Here is an 18,174-nt window from a genome sequence, read left to right as displayed (position 1 = left end):
GTGAGCCACCTGACCCTGGCCGCGGAGGGCCTGGTCGCCGGGTACGAGCGCGGCGCCCGGGTGCTCGACGGCGCGTCGCTGACCGTGCCGCCCGGCCGCCGGCTCGCGCTGCTGGGCGCGAACGGCTCGGGCAAGACGACGCTGCTGCGCTGTCTGTCCGGGGCGCTGCCGCCCACCCGCGGCCGGATCACGCTGGACGGCGCCGAGCTGCACGCCACCCGGAAGGGCCTGCGCGCCCACCGGCAGGCGGTGCAGCTGGTGCTGCAGGACCCCGACGACCAGCTGTTCAGCGCCTCGGTCGCGCAGGACGTCTCCTTCGGCCCGGTCAACCTCGGCCTGCCGGAGGAGGAGGTCCGTGCCCGGGTGGCGGAGGCCCTGGAGCTGCTCGCCGTGGCACACCTGGCCGGCCGCCCGACGCACCAGCTCTCCTACGGCGAGCGCAAGCGGGTGGCGATCGCCGGCGCGGTGGCGATGCGGCCCTGCGTGCTGATGCTCGACGAGCCGACCGCCGGGCTCGACCCGACCGCGGTCGGCGAGGCCCTGGCCGCACTGACCCGGCTGCAGGAGGCCGACTCGACGATCGTGATGAGCACCCACGACGTCGACCTGGCGCTGCGCTGGGCCGACGAGGTCGCCGTCGTGGTGGACGGCGGGGTGGTGCAGGGCGCGCCGGACGTCGTCCTGGGCGACGACGCGCTGCTGGCCCGCGCCCGGCTGGACCGCCCGTGGGCCCTCAGCGTCGGCGCGCGGCTGCAGGCCCTCGGGCTGCTGCCCGACGGCGCCCTCCCCCGCGACGCCGACGCGCTGCTGGCCGCCCTCCCCGACCGCCCCGGCGTGCGCACGTGACCGGCCCGAGGACGACCGTCGGCGTGGGCGTCACCACCGGGGTGAGCGCCGCGGAGGTGCTGGCCGCCGTCGACGCCGTGCTGCCGGCCCCGGAGGGCCCGGTCCGGCTGGCCACGCTGGACGTCCGGGCCGCCGAGCCGGGGGTGCGCGAGGCGGCGGCGCGCCGCGGCTGGCTGCTGACCGGGCACCCGGCCGCCGCCCTGGCCGCCGTCCCGGTGCCCACCCCGTCGGCGCGGGTCGCCGCCGCCGTCGGCACGGCGTCGGTGGCCGAGGCGGCGGCCCTGCTCGGGGGTGGCCGGCTCGTCGTCAGCAAGAGGGTGCACGGCCGGGTCACGGTGGCGGTGGCCGTCACCACCGACGTCCACGACGTCGACCTCCGTCATCACGGCGACGCCGAGGTCGCCCCCGGGCTGGTCGACCTCGCGGTCAACGTCCGCGCGGACGCCCTCCCGGCCTGGCTGCGCGCCGTCCTGGTCGACGCCCTCGACGCCAGCGCCGCCTACCCCGACCCGCGCCCGGCCCGCGCCGCCGTCGCCGCCGCCCACCACCGCGACCCCGCCGAGGTGCTGCTCACCGCCGGCGCGGCCGAGACGTTCACGCTGGTCGCCCGGGCGCTGCGCCCCCGCCGCGCGGTCGTCGTCCACCCCTCCTTCACCGAGCCGGAGGCCGCGCTGCGCGCCGCCGGCCACCCGGTGGAGCGGCTGCTGCTGACCGGACCGGGGTACCGGCTGGACCCGGCGGCGGTCCCGGCCGACGCCGACCTCGTCGTCGTCGGGAACCCGACCAACCCGACGTCGGTGCTGCACCCCGCCGCCGACCTCGCTGCGCTGACCCGCCCGGGGCGGGTGCTGCTGGTGGACGAGGCGTTCGCCGACACCGTGCCCGGGGAGCCGGAGTCGCTGGCCGGCCGCGCCGACCTGCCCGGGCTGCTGGTGGTGCGCAGCCTGACCAAGACCTGGGGCCTGGCCGGGCTGCGGGTCGGCTACGCGCTGGGACCGGCCGACCTGGTCGCTGCGCTGGCCGCACAGCAACCGCACTGGCCGGTTTCGACCCCCGCGCTCGCCGCACTGGCCGCCTGCACCATCCCGGCCGCCCGGGCCGAGGCCGAGGAGGTGGCGCACCGGCTCACCGAGCACCGGGCCGCGCTGGTCGCCGCACTGCCCGCCGGGGTGCACGTCGTGGCCGAGCCGCGGTCGTCGTTCCTGCTGCTGCGCGTGCCCGGCGGTGCTCGGGTGCGCCAGCGGCTGCGCGACCGCGGCTGGGCGGTGCGCCGGGGCGACACGTTCCCCGGCCTGACCAGCGACCACCTGCGGGTCGCCGTCCGGGACCCGGAGACCTCCCGTGCGTTCGCGTCGGCGCTGGCTGAGACCCTTGACCCGATCGACACGACCGAGGAGGTCCGCTGAGCACCGACCCGACCCCCTTCGCCGGCACGCTGCTGGGTGCGACCATCGCGGCCATCACCCCGCGGGACAGCACCGCCGAGCGGGCCGCTCGGGAGCGGCTGGACCGGATGACCAAGCCCCCCGGCTCCCTCGGCGTGCTCGAGGACGTCGCGGCGCAGCTGGCCGGCATCGCCGGGGTGTGCCCACCCCCACTGCCCGAACCGGCCGCGGTCGCGGTCTTCGCCGGCGACCACGGCGTGCACGCCCAGGGCGTCACCCCGTGGCCGCAGGAGGTCACCGCGCAGATGGTGGCGAACTTCGCCGCCGGCGGCGCCGTGGTCAACGCCTTCGCCGCCCAGCTGGGCGCCGAGGTGGTCGTGGTCGACGTCGGCGTGGCCACCCCGGTCGGCCCCGCCGCGGGGCTGCTGGAGCGCAACGTCCGCCGCGGCACCGCCGACCTCTCGCTCGGTCCGGCGATGACCCTCGCCGAGGCCCGGCAGGCGGTCGAGGTCGGCATCGAGGTGGCGACGACGCTCGCCGCCGGCTCCGGGTGCCTGGTCACCGGCGACATGGGGATCGGCAACACCACCGCCGCCGCGGCCCTGGTCTGCGCGTTCACCGGCGCTGCCCCGGCCGCGGCGACCGGCCGCGGCACCGGCATCGACGACCCCACGCTGGAACGCAAGATCGCGGTGGTCACCCGCGCGGTGGCCCGGGTGCCGGTCCGCCCGGCCACCCCCGAGGCGGCCCTCGCCGCGCTGGCGGAGCTGGGCGGCCTGGAGCACGCCGCGCTGGCCGGCTTCGTGCTCGGTGCCGCAGCCGCCCGGGTGCCGGTGCTGCTGGACGGCGTGATCGCCGGCTCGGCCGCCCTCGTCGCCGCAGCGCTGTGCCCCGCGGCCCTGGCGCACGCCCTGGCCGGGCACACCTCGGCCGAGCCCGGCGCCGGCCTCGCCCTGCGCGCGCTGGGCCTGCGCCCGCTGCTCGGGCTCGACCTGCGCCTCGGCGAGGGCACCGGGGCGCTGCTGAGCCTGCCCCTGGTGGCCAGTGCGGCCCGTGCGCTGCGCGACGTCGCCACCTTCGACTCCGCCGGTGTGACCGAGAAGTGACCGCCGCTCCGGATCCGGGCACCGTCTACCCGGTGGGCCTGCGACTGGCCGGTCGCCGCGTCGTCGTCGTCGGCGGGGGCCAGGTGGCGCACCGCCGGGTCGCCGGGCTCCTCGAGGCCCGCGCGCAGGTCACCGTGGTCAGCCCCGAGCTCACGCCGGCCCTCGAGGCCCTGGTCGCACCCGGTTCGGTCACCTGGCACCCGCGCCGCTGGGTCGCGGGCGACCTGGCCGGGGCGTGGTACGCCGTGGCCGCCACCGACGACCCGGACGTGAACGCCGCCGTCGCCGCCGAGGCCGAGCGCGACCGGGTGTTCTGCGCCCGCGCCGACGACCGTTCGGTCTCCACCGTCTGGACCCCGGCGGTCGGCCGGCAGGGCGACCTCGTCATCGGCGTGCACGGGGGCGGTGACCCGCAGCGGGCCATCGGCGTGCGGGACGCGGTGCTGACCGGGTTGACCGACGGCTCCATCGCCGACCGCGCCTCCCGCACGCCGTCGGTGGCCGCCGGCAGCGTCGTCCTGGTGGGGGGCGGTCCGGGTGACCCCGGGCTGGTCACGGTGCGCGGCCGGCAGGCGGTCGCCACGGCGGACGTCGTCGTCGCCGACCACCTCGCCCCGCAGGGGCTGCTGGCCTCCCTGCCCGCCGACGTGCTGGTCATCGACGCCTCCAAGCTGCCGCGCGGGCGCTCGATGGCGCAGGAGCAGATCAACGAGCTGCTGGTCTCCCACGCCCTGGCCGGCCGCCGGGTGGTGCGCCTCAAGGGCGGCGACCCGTTCGTCTTCGGCCGCGGCTACGAGGAGCTCGAGGCGTGCGCCGCGGCCGGCGTGCCGGTCGAGGTCGTGCCCGGGGTGACCAGTGCGATCGCCGTCCCCGGGCTGGCCGGCGTCCCGGTCACCCACCGCGGGCTGACCCACGAGTTCGTCGTGGTCTCCGGGCACGTGCCACCGGGACACCCGGCGTCCCTGGTCGACTGGGCGGCGCTGGGCCGGCTGCGCGGCACCATCGTGGTGCTGATGGGCGTGGACACCGCCCCGGCGATCTCCGCAGCCCTCGTCGAGCACGGCCGGGCGCCGGAGACGCCGGTCGCCGTGGTCAGCGACGGCGCCAGCCCCTCGCAGCGGACCCTGCGCACCACCCTGGCGGGACTGGGGACGACCATCGCCGACGAGGGCGTCCGGCCGCCCGCCGTGTGGGTGGTCGGCGACGTGGTGGCCCTCGGCGCCGGCTGATCCACCGAGCGACCGACGCGCGGTGGACGTAGGTTGCCCCGGTGCGCCACGTCGTCTCCTCCGATGCCACCGTCCTCCCCCTGCAGGTCCAGGGCCCGGCCGACGGCCCCGTGGTCGTGTTCGTCAACGGCCTGGGCATGACCACGGGCTCCTGGGGTCGCGTGCCCGAGCTGCTCGCCGACCGTCACCGGGTGGTGCTGTACGACCTGCGCGGCCACGGGCGCAGCGCGAACGCACCCGCCGGCGACTACAGCCTCGAGGCACACGCCCAGGACCTGGCGGCGGTGCTGGAGGAGGTCGTGCCCGACGGGCAGGCGGTCGTGGTCGGCAGCAGCCTCGGCGGCGGCATCATCGTCGTCCACGCCCGCGACCTCGGGCTGGACCGGATCAGCGGGGTCGTGTTCGCCGGCTCGGGCGGCTCGGGGGTCACCGCCCCCGGGCTCGCCCGCGACCTGCCGCCGGTGGCCCGCCGCATGCTCCGCCGGGTCTGGCTCTACGTCCTGCGCCTGGTGGCCGTGGTCGCCAACCGGGTCAAGCCGATCGTGCCGCTGGCCGACTGGCTGGTGCGGCAGTTCGCCTTCGAGCCGGGTGCGCCGAAGGACGCGGTCGCCCAGGTGCGGGAGGACTTCATGGGCAGCCGGCGGGTCCCGCTGGCCCGGACCACGCTGGCCAGCGTCAGCACCAACGGCGTCCAGTACGCCTCGGCGCTGACCGTGCCCACCCTGGTGGTGCACGGCGAGCACGACCCGGAGGTGCCGCAGGAGGAGATCGACGAGCTGATGCCGAAGCTGGCCGACGGTGAGCTCGTCCAGCTGCCCGGCGCCGGGCACATGGTGGCGCTGACCCGCACCGAGGAGACCGCCGAGCAGATCGCCCGCTGGGTCCGCCGGGTCCGGGGCAGCTGACCGCCGGGGGCCGCTGACGGAGACGACGGGTCACCGCCCGGGCGTCGGCGCCTGCGGTCCTGCGGTGGCCGGCACCGGGTCGACGTCGGCCGTGTCGGCCGGCGGGCGGTCCTCCCCCAGCCGGACCAGCACGATCCCCACCAGGACGACGACCCCGCCGACCAGCTGCACGACGCTCGGCTGCTGCCCCAGCGCCAGCCACGCCGCCACCACCGCGAACAGCACCTCGCTCAGCCCGACGAACGAGCTGAGCCGCGAGCCGAGCCGCCGGACGGCGGCGATCCCGGTGGCGTAGGCGAGTGCCGCCGACACCAACGCCACGCCGAGCACCGGGACCAGCCAGCTGGTCGACCGGCCGGCCAGCTCGACGTCCACGGCGGTGGTGCGCCACGGGAGGACGCCGACGAGAGCTGCCGCGCCGAGCGCCAGGGCACCCACCGCGAGGCCGGCCCAGGCACTGACCAGCGGCGGCAGCGCGTCGTCGGAGTCGGCGGAGAGGACGAAGTAGGAGGCCAGCCCCACCGCTGCGATCAGGCCCCACATCACGCCCAGCGGGTCGATCTGCGCGCCGCTGAGGACGTCGAGGACCAGCACCAGACCGCCGACGGCCACCACGATCCCGGCGCCGGTGAGCCGGCTCGGCCGTTGCCCGAGCCGCGCCCAGGTCCAGAGCACGACGAGCAGCACGCCCGAGTACTCCAGCAGCAGCGCCACGCCGACCGACAGCCGGGAGACGGCGTTGAAGTAGGCCAGCTGGGGCAGCGCGACGGCCAGCGCGCCGAAGGACAGGACGGCGCCGGCGTTGGCCCGCAGCAGCGACCACCTGCCCCGCAGCTGGGCCAGGGCCGGGACGGCGAGCGCCAGCGACGCCACCGCGATCCGCACGGTCACGGCGGAGCCGGCGGTCCAGCCGGCGTCCAGCAGCGCGGTGGCGAACACCCCCGAGGTGCCGAACGCGGCCGCGGAGACCACGGCCAGCAGCAGTCCGGTCAGCCCGGTCCGACGGTCGAGCACGGCAGACACCCCCTCGTCAGAAGTCAACCGACGTACGCTCCTGTACAGCGGACGCTAGCAGAGGAGTACAGGAGTCACATGCTCTTTGCCCATGACACCGAGGTGGGGCTCGCCAGCGCCGCCGCGCTGGTGAACACCACCGGGGACGGCGAGGAGCGACTGCCCGACCCGTCGGCGTTGGCCGCGTTCCTGGACGACTGGCAGTTCACCGGCAGCCGGGCCGGCGACGCCGCCGAGCTGGCCGCGGTGCACGAGCTGCGGTCGGTGCTGGCCGAGGTCTGGGACGCCGACGAGGACGGCGTGGTGGCTGTCGTCAACCGGCTGCTGCGGGAGGGGAACGCCCTGCCGCAGCTGGTCCGGCACGACGACTGGGGCTACCACGTCCACGCCACCGAGCCGGATGCCTCGGTCGCCGACCGGTGGGGCGTGGAGGCCGCCATGGCCCTGGCCGACGTGGTGCGCGCCGGTGCGCTCGACCGGTTGCGCCGATGTGCCGCCTCCGCCTGCGACGACGTCCTGGTCGACCTCACCAAGAACGCCAGCCGGCGGTTCTGTGACAGCACGTGCGCCAACCGCGAGCACGTGGCCGCCTACCGGGCCCGGCGCGCGGCCGACTGACCCGCGCACCGGGGCGGCGTCCGCCGGCTCCCGCCGGCCGACCGCCCGGCCCGCGGCAGTGATCGACATCACCGTGGGCTAGCGTCCGTTCACCGTCAACGACGACGTCCCGGAGGACCCCATGCACCGCCGCACCCGACTGCTGCTCGCGCCGATGGCGCTGGCCCTGGTCAGCACCGTGTTCACCGGCCCGGCCACGGCCCAGCCGAAGCACCAGCCCGCCCCCCAGTACCCGCAGTCGCCCGAGATCGAGTACGTCGTCGACGAGGCGGCGCTGCCGTTCGAGGCGCTGCCGGGCACCACCACCACCCGCACCTGGGGCGTGCTGAAGGGCGCCGGCTACCGGATCGAGGTGCCGGCGGACTGGAACGGCGACCTGGTCATGTGGGCGCACGGGTACCGCGGCACCGGCCCGACCCTGACCGTCGACGCCCCACCCGACGGCCTCCGGCAGCACCTGGTCGACGAGGGCTACGCCTGGGCCGCCTCCAGCTACACCGAGAACGGGTACGACGTCGTCTCCGGGGTGAAGAGCACCCACCGGCTGCTCCGGTACTTCGAGAAGACCGTGGGCAAGGCCGACCTCACGTACCTGTCCGGGGTCTCGATGGGCGGGCACGTCACCGGGGTGAGCATCGAGCAGTACCCGAACGACTACGACGGCGCGCTGCCGGCGTGCGGCGTGATGGGCGACCGGCGGCTGTTCGACACGTTCCTGGACTACAACGCCGCCGCGCAGGCGCTCACCGACACCCCGCCGGTCTACCCGGCGCCGGCCGACTACCTGACCACCACCGTGCCGCAGATGAAGGCCGAGCTCGGGACTCCCTACCCCTACGTCCTCACCGAGGCGGGCGCGGACCTGCGGGCGCTCACCGAGCAGCGGACGGGCGGGGACCGGCCGCTGTTCGAGGCGGGCTTCGCCGCCTTCGCCGACTTCCTGTTCACCGTGTACCCGGTCTACCCGGGTCTCGGCGAGGAGCGCGGCGCGGTCGGCGGCAACGCGGACACGGTCTACCAGCTGGACGCCGACCCGCAGCTGACGGCCGAGGAGCAGGCGCTGAACGAGGAGATCCTGCGGGTCCGGGCCGACCGCGGCAGCCGCGGCCTCTCCGGCGTGCCCACCATCGACGGCCGCTTCGACGTGCCGGTGCTCTCGCTGCACGGCCTGGGTGACCTGTTCGTGCCGTTCAGCATGGAGCAGGAGTACGCCCGGGACGCCGCCGCCCGCGGCAACAGCGACCTGCTCGTGCAGCGGGCCATCCGCGCCGTCGGGCACTGCGACTTCAGCGCGCAGGAGTACCAGCAGGCGTTCACCGACCTGGTCGCCTGGGTCGAGGACGGTGTGCGGCCGGCCGGCGACGACGTGCTCGACGCCGCAGTGGTCGCCGACCCGCAGTACGGCTGCCGCTTCACGGTGCCGCTGCGGGCCTACGACGTCGGCGCCTGCTGATCGCCGGCACGGGGGGCCGCATGCGGCCCCCCGCGCCGTCACATCCGTTCGGCTCACATCCGTTCGACTCACATCCGTTCAGCGAGGTCCTCGAGCAGCACCCGGCGCTCGGCCGGGTCCCGGCGCGGGCACGAGGTGCAGACCACCTCGTGCGGCACCCGGTAGAGCAGGCAGCAGGAGGCCCGCCGGGTGAACCGGGCCGTGCTGCCGTCGGGCCGGTCGACGTCGACGTACCGCGGCGCCGGCAACGGCTCCCCGATCGCGGCGGCCAGCGGCCCGGCCAGCGCGGTCACCGCGCCCTCGTCCCCGACCGCACGACCGAGGGCGAGCAGCCGGTTGGCGAGGGAGTCGGTGGCGATCGCCCACAGCGGCCGTTCGCGGACCCCGCCGGCCTCGGCCACCGCGGCGACGACCGCGCCGATCGTCGTCCGCAGGTCGCCGACCACGTCCGGACCACCTCTCCCGCGGGTGGTCGCCGCCACCGGCACGCCACCGGCCAGCGCGTGCACGGTGGTGTCCGCCAGCCGTGCCGACAGGGGCACCCCGGTCACCAGCCCGGCCAGCACCGGGGTGAGGAGCACGCTGGACACCGAGTACCACCAGACGGTGGCCAGCACCCGCCGGTCGCCGGTCCGCTGCCGCACGGCACGGGCGGCCAGCACCTCCGCCGTCCAGCCCGGGTCGGCCAGCAGCGACCCCGGGACGACGGTCGCCGACGGTGGGGCGAGCAGCCCGAGTGCCGCGGCGCCGGGCAGCCGGGAGACCACCAGCGCCTGGGCCCCGTCGTCGCTCACCCGCCCAGTCTGCCCACCTCGTGCCGACCGCGTGCGGCACTGACCTGACGACAGGGTGACGGGGGCCATAGGTTGTGCACTGAGGCAGCGCCGCGAAGTCCAGGCGGCGCCCGACCACGGAGGTGCGCATGAGCGAGACGACTGATCAGGCCCTGTCCGACCAGCTGCCCGAGGGCGGCTTCCCGCCCCCGCCGGAGCTGGCCGCGTCCGCCAACGCGGGACCCGACGTCCACGAGCGCGCGGCCGCCGACCGGATCGGCTTCTGGGAGGAGGCCGCCCGCCGACTGGACTGGGCCGAGCCCTGGGACCAGGCGCTGGACTGGAGCAACCCGCCGTTCGCCAAGTGGTTCGTCGGCGGGAAGCTCAACGTCGCGGTGAACTGCGTCGACCGGCACGTCGAAGCCGGCCACGGCGACCAGGTCGCCTACCACTGGGTCGGTGAGCCCGGCGACACCCGCACGCTCACCTACGCCCAGCTCAAGGACGAGGTCTGCCGCGCGGCCAACGCGCTCACCGAGCTCGGCGTGACCGCCGGCGACCGGGTCACCATCTACCTGCCGATGATCCCGGAGGCGGTGATCTCCATGCTGGCCTGCGCGCGCATCGGCGCCGTCCACATGGTCGTCTTCGGCGGCTTCTCCCCCGACGCCCTCGCCAGCCGGATCACCGACGCCGACGCCAAGGTGGTCATCACCGCCGACGGCGGCTACCGGCGGGGTGCACCGAGCCCGCTGAAGCCGAACGTCGACGAGGCGCTGACCAAGACCGAGGGCGTGCGCAGCGTGCTGGTGGTCAAGCGCACCGAGACCGACGTCGAGTGGACCGAGGGTCGCGACGTCTGGTGGCACGACCTGGTCGCCGGGCAGTCGGCCGAGCACGAGGCGCAGGCCTTCGACGCCGAGCACCCGCTCTACATCATGTACACCTCGGGCACGACGGCGAAGCCCAAGGGGATCCTGCACACCTCCGGCGGTTACCTCACCCAGGTCTCCTACACCCACTGGGCGACCTTCGACCTCAAGCCCGACACCGACGTCTTCTGGACCGCGGCCGACGTCGGCTGGGTCACCGGCCACAGCTACATCGTCTACGGGCCGCTGGCCAACCGGGCCACCTCGGTGATGTACGAGGGCACCCCGGAGACCCCGCACCGGGGCCGCTGGTGGGAGATCGTGCAGCAGTACGGGGTCACGATCCTGTACACCGCCCCGACCACGATCCGCACGTTCATGAAGTGGGGCGACGACGTCCCGGCCGGCTTCGACCTCTCCTCGCTGCGGCTGCTCGGCTCGGTCGGTGAGCCGATCAACCCCGAGGCCTGGCTCTGGTACCACAAGAACATCGGCGGCGGCCGCTGCCCGATCGTGGACACCTGGTGGCAGACCGAGACCGGCGCCCACATGATCACCCCGCTGCCGGGCACGACCACCCTCAAGCCCGGCTCCGCCCAGCGCCCGTTCCCGGGCATCGCGGCCAGCGTGGTGGACGAGGAGGGCAAGCCGATCGAGCCCGGCGCCACCGGCTACCTGGTGCTCACCGAGCCCTGGCCGTCCATGCTGCGCACGATCTGGGGCGACGACGAGCGGTACAAGGACACCTACTGGAGCCGGTACGGCCAGGGCGTCTACTTCGCCGGCGACGGCGCCAAGCTCGACGAGGACGGCGACATCTGGCTGCTCGGCCGGGTCGACGACGTCATGAACGTCTCCGGGCACCGGATCTCCACCACCGAGGTCGAGTCCGCGCTGGTCAGCCACCCGACGGTGGCCGAGGCCGCGGTCGTCGGCGCGACCGACCCCACCACCGGGCAGGGCATCGTCGCGTTCGTGATCCTGCGCGGGGACGCCGTCGACTCCGGCGAGGACCTGGTGAAGGTGCTACGTCAGCACGTCCGCAAGGAGATCGGGCCGATCGCCAGCCCGCGCCAGATCATGGTCGTCGCCGAGCTCCCCAAGACCCGCTCGGGGAAGATCATGCGCCGGCTGCTGCGGGACATCGCGGAGAACCGGGAACTGGGTGACGTCAGCACGCTGACCGACTCCTCGGTGATGGACCTGATCAGCTCCAAGCTCCCCGCCGCCCCCAGCGAGGACTGAGGGCACACCCCTCGGGGTTCGACGCGGCGACCGGGGCGGGCGCCCGGCCGCAGGCGGACAGGGCTGCGGGGGGCATCGGCGGAGCTTGTGCTCTGCTCACCACCAGTGAGCAGAGCACAAGCTCCGCCAGCACGTCACCCGCTCCGGCTCAGCACCGACCACCAGCGTCCCGCCCGTCCACAGGGCCCGCTGTCCGCCCCGCGTCGCCATCGCCGGGACGGCACCATCGGCCGGGTGACGGACGACGAGCCCGGCGAGCCGGCGCCAGGTACCGACGTGCCGGCCGATGGCGCGCCGCTGCGACTCGGGTCGCTGCTGCGCCGCATCCGCCGCACCGCCGACCTCTCCCAACGGGAGCTCGCCGGGGCGCTCGGCGTCGCCGCCTCCATGATCGCCCAGGTCGAGACCGGAGCCCGGGATCTGCCGGCCGGCGTGCTGGCCCGGGCAGCGACGCTGGCCGGGCTCCGGCTGGGGCTCCTCGATGCGTCCGGCCGGGAGGTGGCCGGCATGACGCCCGGCGCCGTCCGGGACCGCTGCGGTCGCCTCTTCCCGGCTCACCTGGACGTCCGCCACGGGGACGAGGGCTGGTGGCACGGCGCGGAGCGCTACAGCCGGACCCCACCCTGGTACACCTTCGACCGGGGGCGGCCGCTGCGCGACCGGTTCCGGGACGCCACCGGTACACCCGCCGACCACCAGCTGCCCCGGCCCGGGGACAGCCCGGACGACCGGGCCCGCGCCCGGCGCCTCGCCGCCGTCGCCCGACAGCGGGAGCGGGAGCGGGAGCGACGAGCCCTCCGCGGCACCGAGCAGCGCTCCCTCGGCCTCCTGGTGCTGACCTGCAGCTGTCCGGCAGCGTGCGACGAGCTCCTCTTCGGTGACGAGGAGCTCTCCGCGAGACGACGGGCCGTCCCGCACGTGGACGAATGCCGGTGCCGGTGCGACATCGCCTGAGCGGCGCCGTGGCCCGCCCGGGTGACCCCGGACGGCGATGAACGTCGGCATGCGGCACGATCACCCGGACAGCACGTGCCGCGTCGTCCGATCGGCACCGACCAGGGAGGAGCCATCCGTGGCCCACAGTGTCTCGACGACTCCGCCGGCGGGTCGTCCCGCCGGGGCGACCCCGCTCGCGGGTCGTCCCACCGGGCCTGCCGAGCCCTCGGTCGGCACGCTCGCCAAGAGCGCGATGGCCGATGTGTCCACCCTCGTGCGCGGCGAGATCGAGCTGGCCAAGGCCGAGATCGGCACGTCGGTCAAGCGCGGCGGGGCCGGCGCCGCAGCGTTCGCCGCAGCCGGCGTCATGCTCGCCTTCGCCGGGTTCTTCTTCTTCTTCTTCCTCGCCGAACTGCTCGCCGTCTGGCTCCCCCGGTGGGCGGCGTTCCTCATCGTTTTCGGTCTGCTCGTCCTGATCGCGGCGATCGTCGGCCTGGTCGGCTGGCGACTGGTCAAGAAGATCAAGAAGCCCGAGCGCACCATCGAGACGCTGCAGGACCTCCCCGACGTCATGCGTCGCGAGGCCCCGGGCAAGCGGACCCACGACCTGCCGACCGTGCGGGACGGCCAGGTCGTCCGCCAGGACGCGCACGCCCCCCTGCGCTGAACCTGAGAGACGGGGCCCGCCGGCTCACCGGGCGCGGGGCGCCCCGAGCCGACGAGCCCCGGCCCGGGGCAGCCGTGACGGTGCCCGAGGAGCGGCCCGACGCCACCAGCGTCCTGCTCCCGGGCCCGTGGGCGCACCGGGACGTCTCGGCCAACGGCGTCCGGCTGCACGCCGCCGAGGCCGGCAGCGGTCCGCTGGTCCTGCTGCTGCACGGGTTCCCGCAGTTCTGGTGGTCCTGGCGTTCCCAGCTGACCGGCCTGGCCGCCGCCGGGTTCCGGGTGGTCGCCCCCGACCTGCGGGGCTACGGCGCCAGCGACAAGCCACCGCGCGGGTACGACCTGCCGACCGCCGCCGCCGACGCCGCCGCCGTGGTCCGCGCGCTCGGTGAGGAGGAGGCGGTCGTCGTCGGCTCCGACTGGGGTGGCCTGGTCGCCTGGACGATGGCCGCGCTGCACCCCCGGAGCGTGCGCGCTCTCGTCGTCGTCTCGGCCGCACACCCCCGGCGGCTGCGCAGCTCGGTCGGCGATCCGCGGCAACGGCGGGCGCTGGCCTACGCGCTGCCCTTCCAGCTCCCCCGGCTGCCGGAACGGCGCCTGACCCGGCCCGACGACGACCCGGTGGCCGAGCTGATGCGCCGCTGGGCCGGTCCCTCCTGGGTGCACACCGCCGACTTCGCCGAGGCCGTGACCCGGTACCGGTCGGCCAGTCGCATCCCGCAGGCGGCCTACGGGGCGATGGAGTACTACCGCTGGGCCGGTCGCTCGCAGCTGCGCCCGGACGGGTGGCGGTTCGCCCGGCGGATGGCCGCGCCCGTCACCGCCCCCACCCTGCAGCTGCACGGGGCGATGGACCCCGCGGTGCTGCCCGCGACCGCCCGCGGTTCCGGCCGCTACGTGGCCGGCGCCTACGAGTGGCGGGAGCTGCCCGGCGTGGGGCACTTCCCGCACGAGGAGGCCCCCGACGAGGTCACCGCCGCCATCGCCGACTGGGCGAGGTAGCCCGATGGAACGGCCCCGCTGCAAGGTCCCGCGCCGTGGCCCCGTCCAGAGGCTCGTCCCGAGCTCGCGAGGGATGAGGGGGACGGGGTCCTTTCACTCGCAGGCGCCGGTGCCGACCTCGGCGACCGCAGCGCCGCCGATCGTCGCGGCCTCGGACACCTCCTCGGCGGTGAGCGCATAGCCGGTGTCGGGGTCGTCGATCGCCGAGGCGAAGACCACGCCGAGCACCGACCCGTCGGGGGCCAGCAGCGGGCCGCCGGAGTTGCCCGCCCGCACCTGCCCGTAGAGGGCGTAGACGTCGCGCTGCACGGTGCGGGTGGCCCGGAAGTCCGGGCCGCTGATGTCCCCGCGGTCGCGCACCCGGGCCGGTCCGACGTAGAAGGGCCCCCCACCGGGGTAGCCCATGACGATCGCGTCGGCGCCGGTGTCGACGGGGGCGTCGGAGAAGGCGAGCGGCATCTGCGGGAGCCCCGGGACGGCCAGCACGGCGACGTCGAGGTCCTCGTCGACGTACACCGTGACGGCGTCGTAGGCCTCGCCCTCGGCGATGACGGTCGGCTCGGTGACGCCGGCCAGCACGTGGGCGTTGGTCATCACCCGGTCGTCGGCGAAGACGAAGCCGGAGCCGTCGATCTGCCGGGAGCACGACGCCGCGATGCCCCGGATCTGCACCACCGATCCTCGGACCTGCTCGACCACCGGGCTGGCCAGCAGGGCCTGGTCCGGCGCCGGCACGTCACGTGACTGGGTGGGGGTCAGCGGGTCCAGGACGTCGGGCAGGCCCTGCCGGTCGATCGCCTCACGCAGCGAGTCGTAGAGCGTGCGCACCTGGTTGGGCACGGTGCGGTCGACGGCCTGGACGAGCGAGGACTGCCGCACCTGACCGGCCACGCCGGGGAACGGCGAGCTGGCCAGCGGGATCGCCACCATCCACGCCACGAGCAGGACGGCGAGGGCCGAGACCACCGCCCCGGCCACCGAGTCGACGACCTTGGCCGGCTCCCAGGTGATCCACCTGCGCACGGCGCGGCCGATCAGGCCCGCCAGCAGCTGGCCGATCAGCGCGCCGGCCAGCACCACGACCAGGGCGATGAACACCCGGGTCACCGAGGAGTTGGCCAGGTCGTCGGCGATCGGGCCGGAGAGCTGCGCGCCGACGACGGCCCCGCCGAAGAACCCCACGAACGAGGTGGCCGAGATGATCAGCCCCTGCCGGAACCCCGACAGCGCGAACACGAGCGCGAGCACGATGAGGGTCAGGTCGACCAGGGACACCGGTCAGCACCCCCGGTCGATCGCGAGCCGAGCTGCTCCCTGCACCGTCATCCCGGGGAGCTCACCGTCATCGTGCCGACCTGCCCCAGTGCCACGTGGAAGCTGCACTCGAAGGGGTACTCGCCGGGCTCGGTGACGGTGAACTCGATCGTGTCGCTCTGGCCCGGGCCGAGCACCGGGATCTGCTCGGCGATCTCGGCCGGGCCCGCCCCCGCGGTGAACAGGAAGTTGTGCGTCATCTGCTCCCCCGAGTTGAGCAGGGTGAGCCGCACCTCGCCGGGGGCCACGGTGAAGGTGTCCGGGGTGAAGACGTAGTCGTCGCCGGTCTCCAGGGTGATCTCCTGGACGCCGTCGGAGGCGGTGCGCACCGTACCGGCCTCGGCGGCGGCGGTGCGCTCCACCTCCGGGAGCGCCGGCTCGGAGCTGCAGCCGGCGAGCAGGGCGGTGGCGACGGCGAGGGCCAGCAGCGGGCCGGGCAGCGTGCGGGCGGGCAGGCGGCGTCGTCCGCCGCCGGCACCGGAGAGGGCCGTGCTCATGGCGCTGGAACGGGTGGTCATCGCCCTGGAACGGTACGCGCGGAGCCGGGCCGCCCGGCGTCCTCGGCCACCGTCGGCGCGGCGCGGTCGGCCACATCGGAGTCGACCGGCTCGTCCCGCACGTCCCCCGGGCGCACGGGAGGGACGGCGAGGGGACGCACGTCACCGTCGTCCCACGGCTGCTCCAGCCCCGCGGCCTCCAGGACCGCGTCGAGGAGGGCCGCGGTGAAGCCCCAGACGACCATGTCGGCCACCCCGAACGCCGGGCCGACGTACCCGGCGGGGTGGCGCACCCGGAAGCGGTTGGCCGGGTCGACCAGGTCGCTCAGCGGCACCCGGGCCACCCGCGCCACCTCACGGGGGTCACCGGTGGTCACGTCGCGGGGGTCGTCCCACCAGCCGAGGACCGGGACGACGAGGTTGTCCGACGGGCCGAGGAACAGCGCGGGCAGGGTGGCCAGCACCTGGACCCCGTCCGGGTCGACGCCGGCCTCCTCGTGGGCCTCGCGCAGCGCCGTCCCCACCGGGTAGTCGTCGCCCGGGTCGGCGCCGCCGCCCGGGAAGGCCGGCTGCCCGGCGTGACTGCGCAGGTGCGCCGACTTCTCGATCAGCAGCACGTCGGGTCCGGCCGGCCCTTCGCCGAAGAGGATGAGCACCGCCGAGCGGCGGGCGCTGCCGGAGGGCTTCCCGTGCCGGTGCCACAGCGGCAGCTGCCCGGCGTTGGCCACCAGCCGCTGCAGGTGTTCGGGGAGCTCCTCGAGCTCTGCGGCGGAGACCGTCACAGCTGCACCCCGAGGTGCTCGGCCACGAGCCCCTCGAACTCCTCCAGGGAGTGCACCGGGCCGACCTGGACGTGGGCGACCGAGCCGTCGGCGGCCAGGAAGAGGGTGTACGGGAGGTTGTTGACGCCCATCCCGGCCATCACCTCACCGTCGGCGTCGAACGCGCTGGGGAAGGTCACCCCGGCGTCGTCGGCGAAGGAGGCCGCTGCGGGCACCCGGTCCACGGAGACCACGCCCAGCACCCGCACCTGGTCACCGGCGGCGTCGGCGAGCTGCTGCACCAGCGGCAGCTCCTCCCGGCAGGGGCCGCACCAACTGGCCCACAGGTTGAGCACCGTGGGCACCCCCGGGGCGCGGCTGAGGTCCAGGGTGCCGCCGCCGAAGCAGTCGAAGACGGTGGCCGGCAGGTCGCTGTCGGCGGCCGGGACGTCGGCCTGCTCCGGGCAGGGTTCGAGGTCGGTCTCCACCGAGCCCACGTCGCTGCCCGCCGGTGACGCGACGGTCTCCTCGGGCGCGGCGTCCTCCGACGAGCACCCGGTCAGCACGCCCGCCAGCAGGCCGAGGGCACCGAGGGCCCGCAGTGCCCGGCTCACTCGGTGTCCGAGGCGGCCGGGGACTTGACCAGCTTGGCCGCGACCTCGGGGTCGAGCGGGCCGATCCCGTAGGACGGACACCAGGCCGCCAGACCACACGCGCCGCAGGCGGGCTTCTTGGCGTGACAGACGCGCCGGCCGTGGAAGATCACCCGGTGGGAGAACATCGTCCACTCCTTCTTGGGGATGACCTCCGCGATCTCGGCCTCGACCTTGACCGGGTCCTCCTCCGCCGTCCAGCCGAACCGGCGGACCAGCCGGCCGAAGTGGGTGTCGACGGTCAGACCCGGCACCCCGAAGGCGTTGCCGAGGACGACGTTGGCGGTCTTCCGGCCGACCCCCGGCAGGGTCACCAGGTCGGCCAGCCGGCCGGGCACCTCGCCGTCGAAGCGCTCGACCAGCGCCTGCCCCAGGCCGATCACCGAGTTGGCCTTGGCCCGGAAGAAGCCGGTGGGCTTCAGGACCTCCTCGAGCTCGGCCCGGTCCGCCCCGGCGTAGGCCGCGGCATCGGGGTACCGGGCGAACAGCACCGGGGTGACCTTGTTGACCGTCTTGTCGGTGGTCTGCGCCGACAGGACCGTGGCGACCAGCAGCTCCAGCGGCGTGGTGAAGTCCAGCTCGCAGTGCGCATCGGGGTGGATGACCGTCAGCTCGCGGGCCATCCGCCGGGCCCGGCGGGTGCGGGCCAGCGGGCTCTCCTCCGGGTCGAACGGGGACACGCCCAACCGGGCGGCGCGTCCGGGGCGGGGGGCGCGCGCCGGCCGCGTGTAGGCCGGCGGGGCGTCGGGTGAGGTGGCGGGCCGGGACACGCGAGTGAGGGTAGGCGTCTCCGCTGACAGCCACCGCCCGTCATACTCGGTGGTGGTGCGGACCCGGTCGGTGGCCGGAGACGCCCCACGACCGCTCGACGACCTGGTCCCCGCCCGACGCCCCCGCCGGGG

General features: G+C 75.5%; 18 protein-coding genes. 11 read left to right on the top strand and 7 right to left on the bottom strand.

The window, feature by feature from the left end:
- From O2W16_RS15390 to O2W16_RS15370, 5 genes are read left to right on the top strand one after another with little or no spacing between them, the layout of a single operon-like run.
- A complete protein-coding gene (locus O2W16_RS15390; RefSeq protein ID WP_269159687.1) occupies positions 1 to 846 on the top strand; it encodes an energy-coupling factor ABC transporter ATP-binding protein in 846 nt (281 codons plus the stop codon).
- Positions 843 to 2,252 (top strand): Rv2231c family pyridoxal phosphate-dependent protein CobC, encoded by a 1,410-nt coding sequence (gene cobC / locus O2W16_RS15385; protein WP_269159686.1) that lies wholly within the window; start codon positions 843 to 845, stop codon positions 2,250 to 2,252. Before O2W16_RS15390 ends, cobC begins: the two co-directional genes overlap by 4 nt.
- Positions 2,249 to 3,337 carry a nicotinate-nucleotide--dimethylbenzimidazole phosphoribosyltransferase gene (cobT, locus tag O2W16_RS15380; protein WP_269159806.1) on the top strand — a complete coding sequence of 363 codons (1,089 nt, stop codon included), beginning with the start codon at positions 2,249 to 2,251 and terminating at the stop codon, positions 3,335 to 3,337. The genes cobC and cobT overlap by 4 nt, the downstream gene beginning before the upstream one ends.
- Before the next feature lie 32 nt (positions 3,338 to 3,369).
- A complete protein-coding gene (cobA, locus tag O2W16_RS15375) occupies positions 3,370 to 4,566 on the top strand; it encodes a uroporphyrinogen-III C-methyltransferase (RefSeq protein ID WP_269159685.1) in 1,197 nt (398 codons plus the stop codon).
- Positions 4,567 to 4,607: 41 nt separating this feature from the next.
- The gene (locus tag O2W16_RS15370; protein WP_269159684.1) at positions 4,608 to 5,471 is read left to right on the top strand and encodes an alpha/beta fold hydrolase; all 864 of its coding nucleotides are present in this window, start codon (positions 4,608 to 4,610) and stop codon (positions 5,469 to 5,471) included.
- Between the two features lie 30 nt (positions 5,472 to 5,501).
- On the opposite strand, the gene O2W16_RS15365 is transcribed toward O2W16_RS15370, so the two are convergent.
- Positions 5,502 to 6,485, bottom strand: coding sequence for an EamA family transporter (locus O2W16_RS15365; protein WP_269159683.1), 984 nt, complete (start codon positions 6,483 to 6,485; stop codon positions 5,502 to 5,504).
- Between the two features lie 78 nt (positions 6,486 to 6,563).
- On the opposite strand from O2W16_RS15365, the gene O2W16_RS15360 reads away from it, so the two are divergent.
- Together O2W16_RS15360 and O2W16_RS15355 are read left to right on the top strand one after the other, a co-directional pair.
- Positions 6,564 to 7,103, top strand: coding sequence for a CGNR zinc finger domain-containing protein (locus O2W16_RS15360; RefSeq protein ID WP_269159682.1), 540 nt, complete (start codon positions 6,564 to 6,566; stop codon positions 7,101 to 7,103).
- A 121-nt stretch (positions 7,104 to 7,224) separates the two neighbouring features.
- Positions 7,225 to 8,556 carry an esterase gene (locus O2W16_RS15355; protein ID WP_269159681.1) on the top strand — a complete coding sequence of 444 codons (1,332 nt, stop codon included), beginning with the start codon at positions 7,225 to 7,227 and terminating at the stop codon, positions 8,554 to 8,556.
- Between the two features lie 68 nt (positions 8,557 to 8,624).
- Here the strand turns inward: O2W16_RS15355 and O2W16_RS15350 are convergent, their stop codons facing one another.
- Positions 8,625 to 9,350, bottom strand: coding sequence for a (2Fe-2S)-binding protein (locus tag O2W16_RS15350; RefSeq protein ID WP_269159680.1), 726 nt, complete (start codon positions 9,348 to 9,350; stop codon positions 8,625 to 8,627).
- A 128-nt stretch (positions 9,351 to 9,478) separates the two neighbouring features.
- Here O2W16_RS15350 and acs point away from each other — a divergent pair, with 128 nt between their 5' ends.
- The 4 genes from acs to O2W16_RS15330 all read left to right on the top strand — a co-directional run bounded on the left by acs (position 9,479) and on the right by O2W16_RS15330 (position 14,047).
- A complete protein-coding gene (gene acs, locus O2W16_RS15345; protein WP_269159679.1) occupies positions 9,479 to 11,446 on the top strand; it encodes an acetate--CoA ligase in 1,968 nt (655 codons plus the stop codon).
- A 234-nt stretch (positions 11,447 to 11,680) separates the two neighbouring features.
- Entirely contained in the window at positions 11,681 to 12,400 is a 720-nt protein-coding gene (locus O2W16_RS15340) for a helix-turn-helix domain-containing protein (protein ID WP_269159678.1), read from the top strand.
- Positions 12,401 to 12,518: 118 nt separating this feature from the next.
- A complete protein-coding gene (locus tag O2W16_RS15335; RefSeq protein WP_269159677.1) occupies positions 12,519 to 13,049 on the top strand; it encodes a phage holin family protein in 531 nt (176 codons plus the stop codon).
- A 74-nt stretch (positions 13,050 to 13,123) separates the two neighbouring features.
- On the top strand, positions 13,124 to 14,047 hold the full coding sequence (locus tag O2W16_RS15330; RefSeq protein ID WP_269159676.1) for an alpha/beta fold hydrolase: 924 nt from the start codon (positions 13,124 to 13,126) through the stop codon (positions 14,045 to 14,047).
- A 93-nt stretch (positions 14,048 to 14,140) separates the two neighbouring features.
- Here O2W16_RS15330 and O2W16_RS15325 read toward each other — a convergent pair whose 3' ends face one another.
- Genes O2W16_RS15325 through nth form a run of 5 tightly spaced genes read right to left on the bottom strand, consistent with a single transcriptional unit; the run spans position 14,141 to position 18,042 of the window.
- Positions 14,141 to 15,322: a MarP family serine protease gene (locus O2W16_RS15325; protein WP_269159675.1), complete on the bottom strand. Its 1,182-nt coding sequence runs from the start codon at positions 15,320 to 15,322 to the stop codon at positions 14,141 to 14,143.
- Between the two features lie 47 nt (positions 15,323 to 15,369).
- Positions 15,370 to 15,879 (bottom strand): plastocyanin/azurin family copper-binding protein, encoded by a 510-nt coding sequence (locus O2W16_RS15320; RefSeq protein WP_269159674.1) that lies wholly within the window; start codon positions 15,877 to 15,879, stop codon positions 15,370 to 15,372.
- Entirely contained in the window at positions 15,876 to 16,640 is a 765-nt protein-coding gene (locus O2W16_RS15315) for an NUDIX hydrolase (RefSeq protein ID WP_269159673.1), read from the bottom strand. Before O2W16_RS15315 ends, O2W16_RS15320 begins: the two co-directional genes overlap by 4 nt.
- Positions 16,637 to 17,233 (bottom strand): TlpA family protein disulfide reductase, encoded by a 597-nt coding sequence (locus O2W16_RS15310; RefSeq protein ID WP_269159672.1) that lies wholly within the window; start codon positions 17,231 to 17,233, stop codon positions 16,637 to 16,639. The genes O2W16_RS15315 and O2W16_RS15310 overlap by 4 nt, the downstream gene beginning before the upstream one ends.
- Positions 17,230 to 18,042, bottom strand: coding sequence for an endonuclease III (gene nth, locus O2W16_RS15305; RefSeq protein WP_269159671.1), 813 nt, complete (start codon positions 18,040 to 18,042; stop codon positions 17,230 to 17,232). The genes O2W16_RS15310 and nth overlap by 4 nt, the downstream gene beginning before the upstream one ends.
- Positions 18,043 to 18,174: the final 132 nt, after the last annotated feature.

The sequence above is a fragment of the Modestobacter sp. VKM Ac-2984 genome, from assembly GCF_026967985.1.
Lineage (GTDB): Bacteria > Actinomycetota > Actinomycetes > Mycobacteriales > Geodermatophilaceae > Modestobacter.
Note: the sequence above shows the minus strand (reverse complement) of the source record. Positions and strands in the feature narration are given on the sequence as shown.

Coding starts and splice junctions, on each gene's coding strand:
- O2W16_RS15355 (WP_269159681.1), top strand. CDS start 7,225: ATGCACCGCCGCACCCGACTGCTGCTCGCGCCGATGGCGCTGGCCCTG.
- O2W16_RS15360 (WP_269159682.1), top strand. CDS start 6,564: ATGCTCTTTGCCCATGACACCGAGGTGGGGCTCGCCAGCGCCGCCGCG.
- O2W16_RS15320 (WP_269159674.1), bottom strand. CDS start 15,879: ATGACCACCCGTTCCAGCGCCATGAGCACGGCCCTCTCCGGTGCCGGC.
- acs (WP_269159679.1), top strand. CDS start 9,479: ATGAGCGAGACGACTGATCAGGCCCTGTCCGACCAGCTGCCCGAGGGC.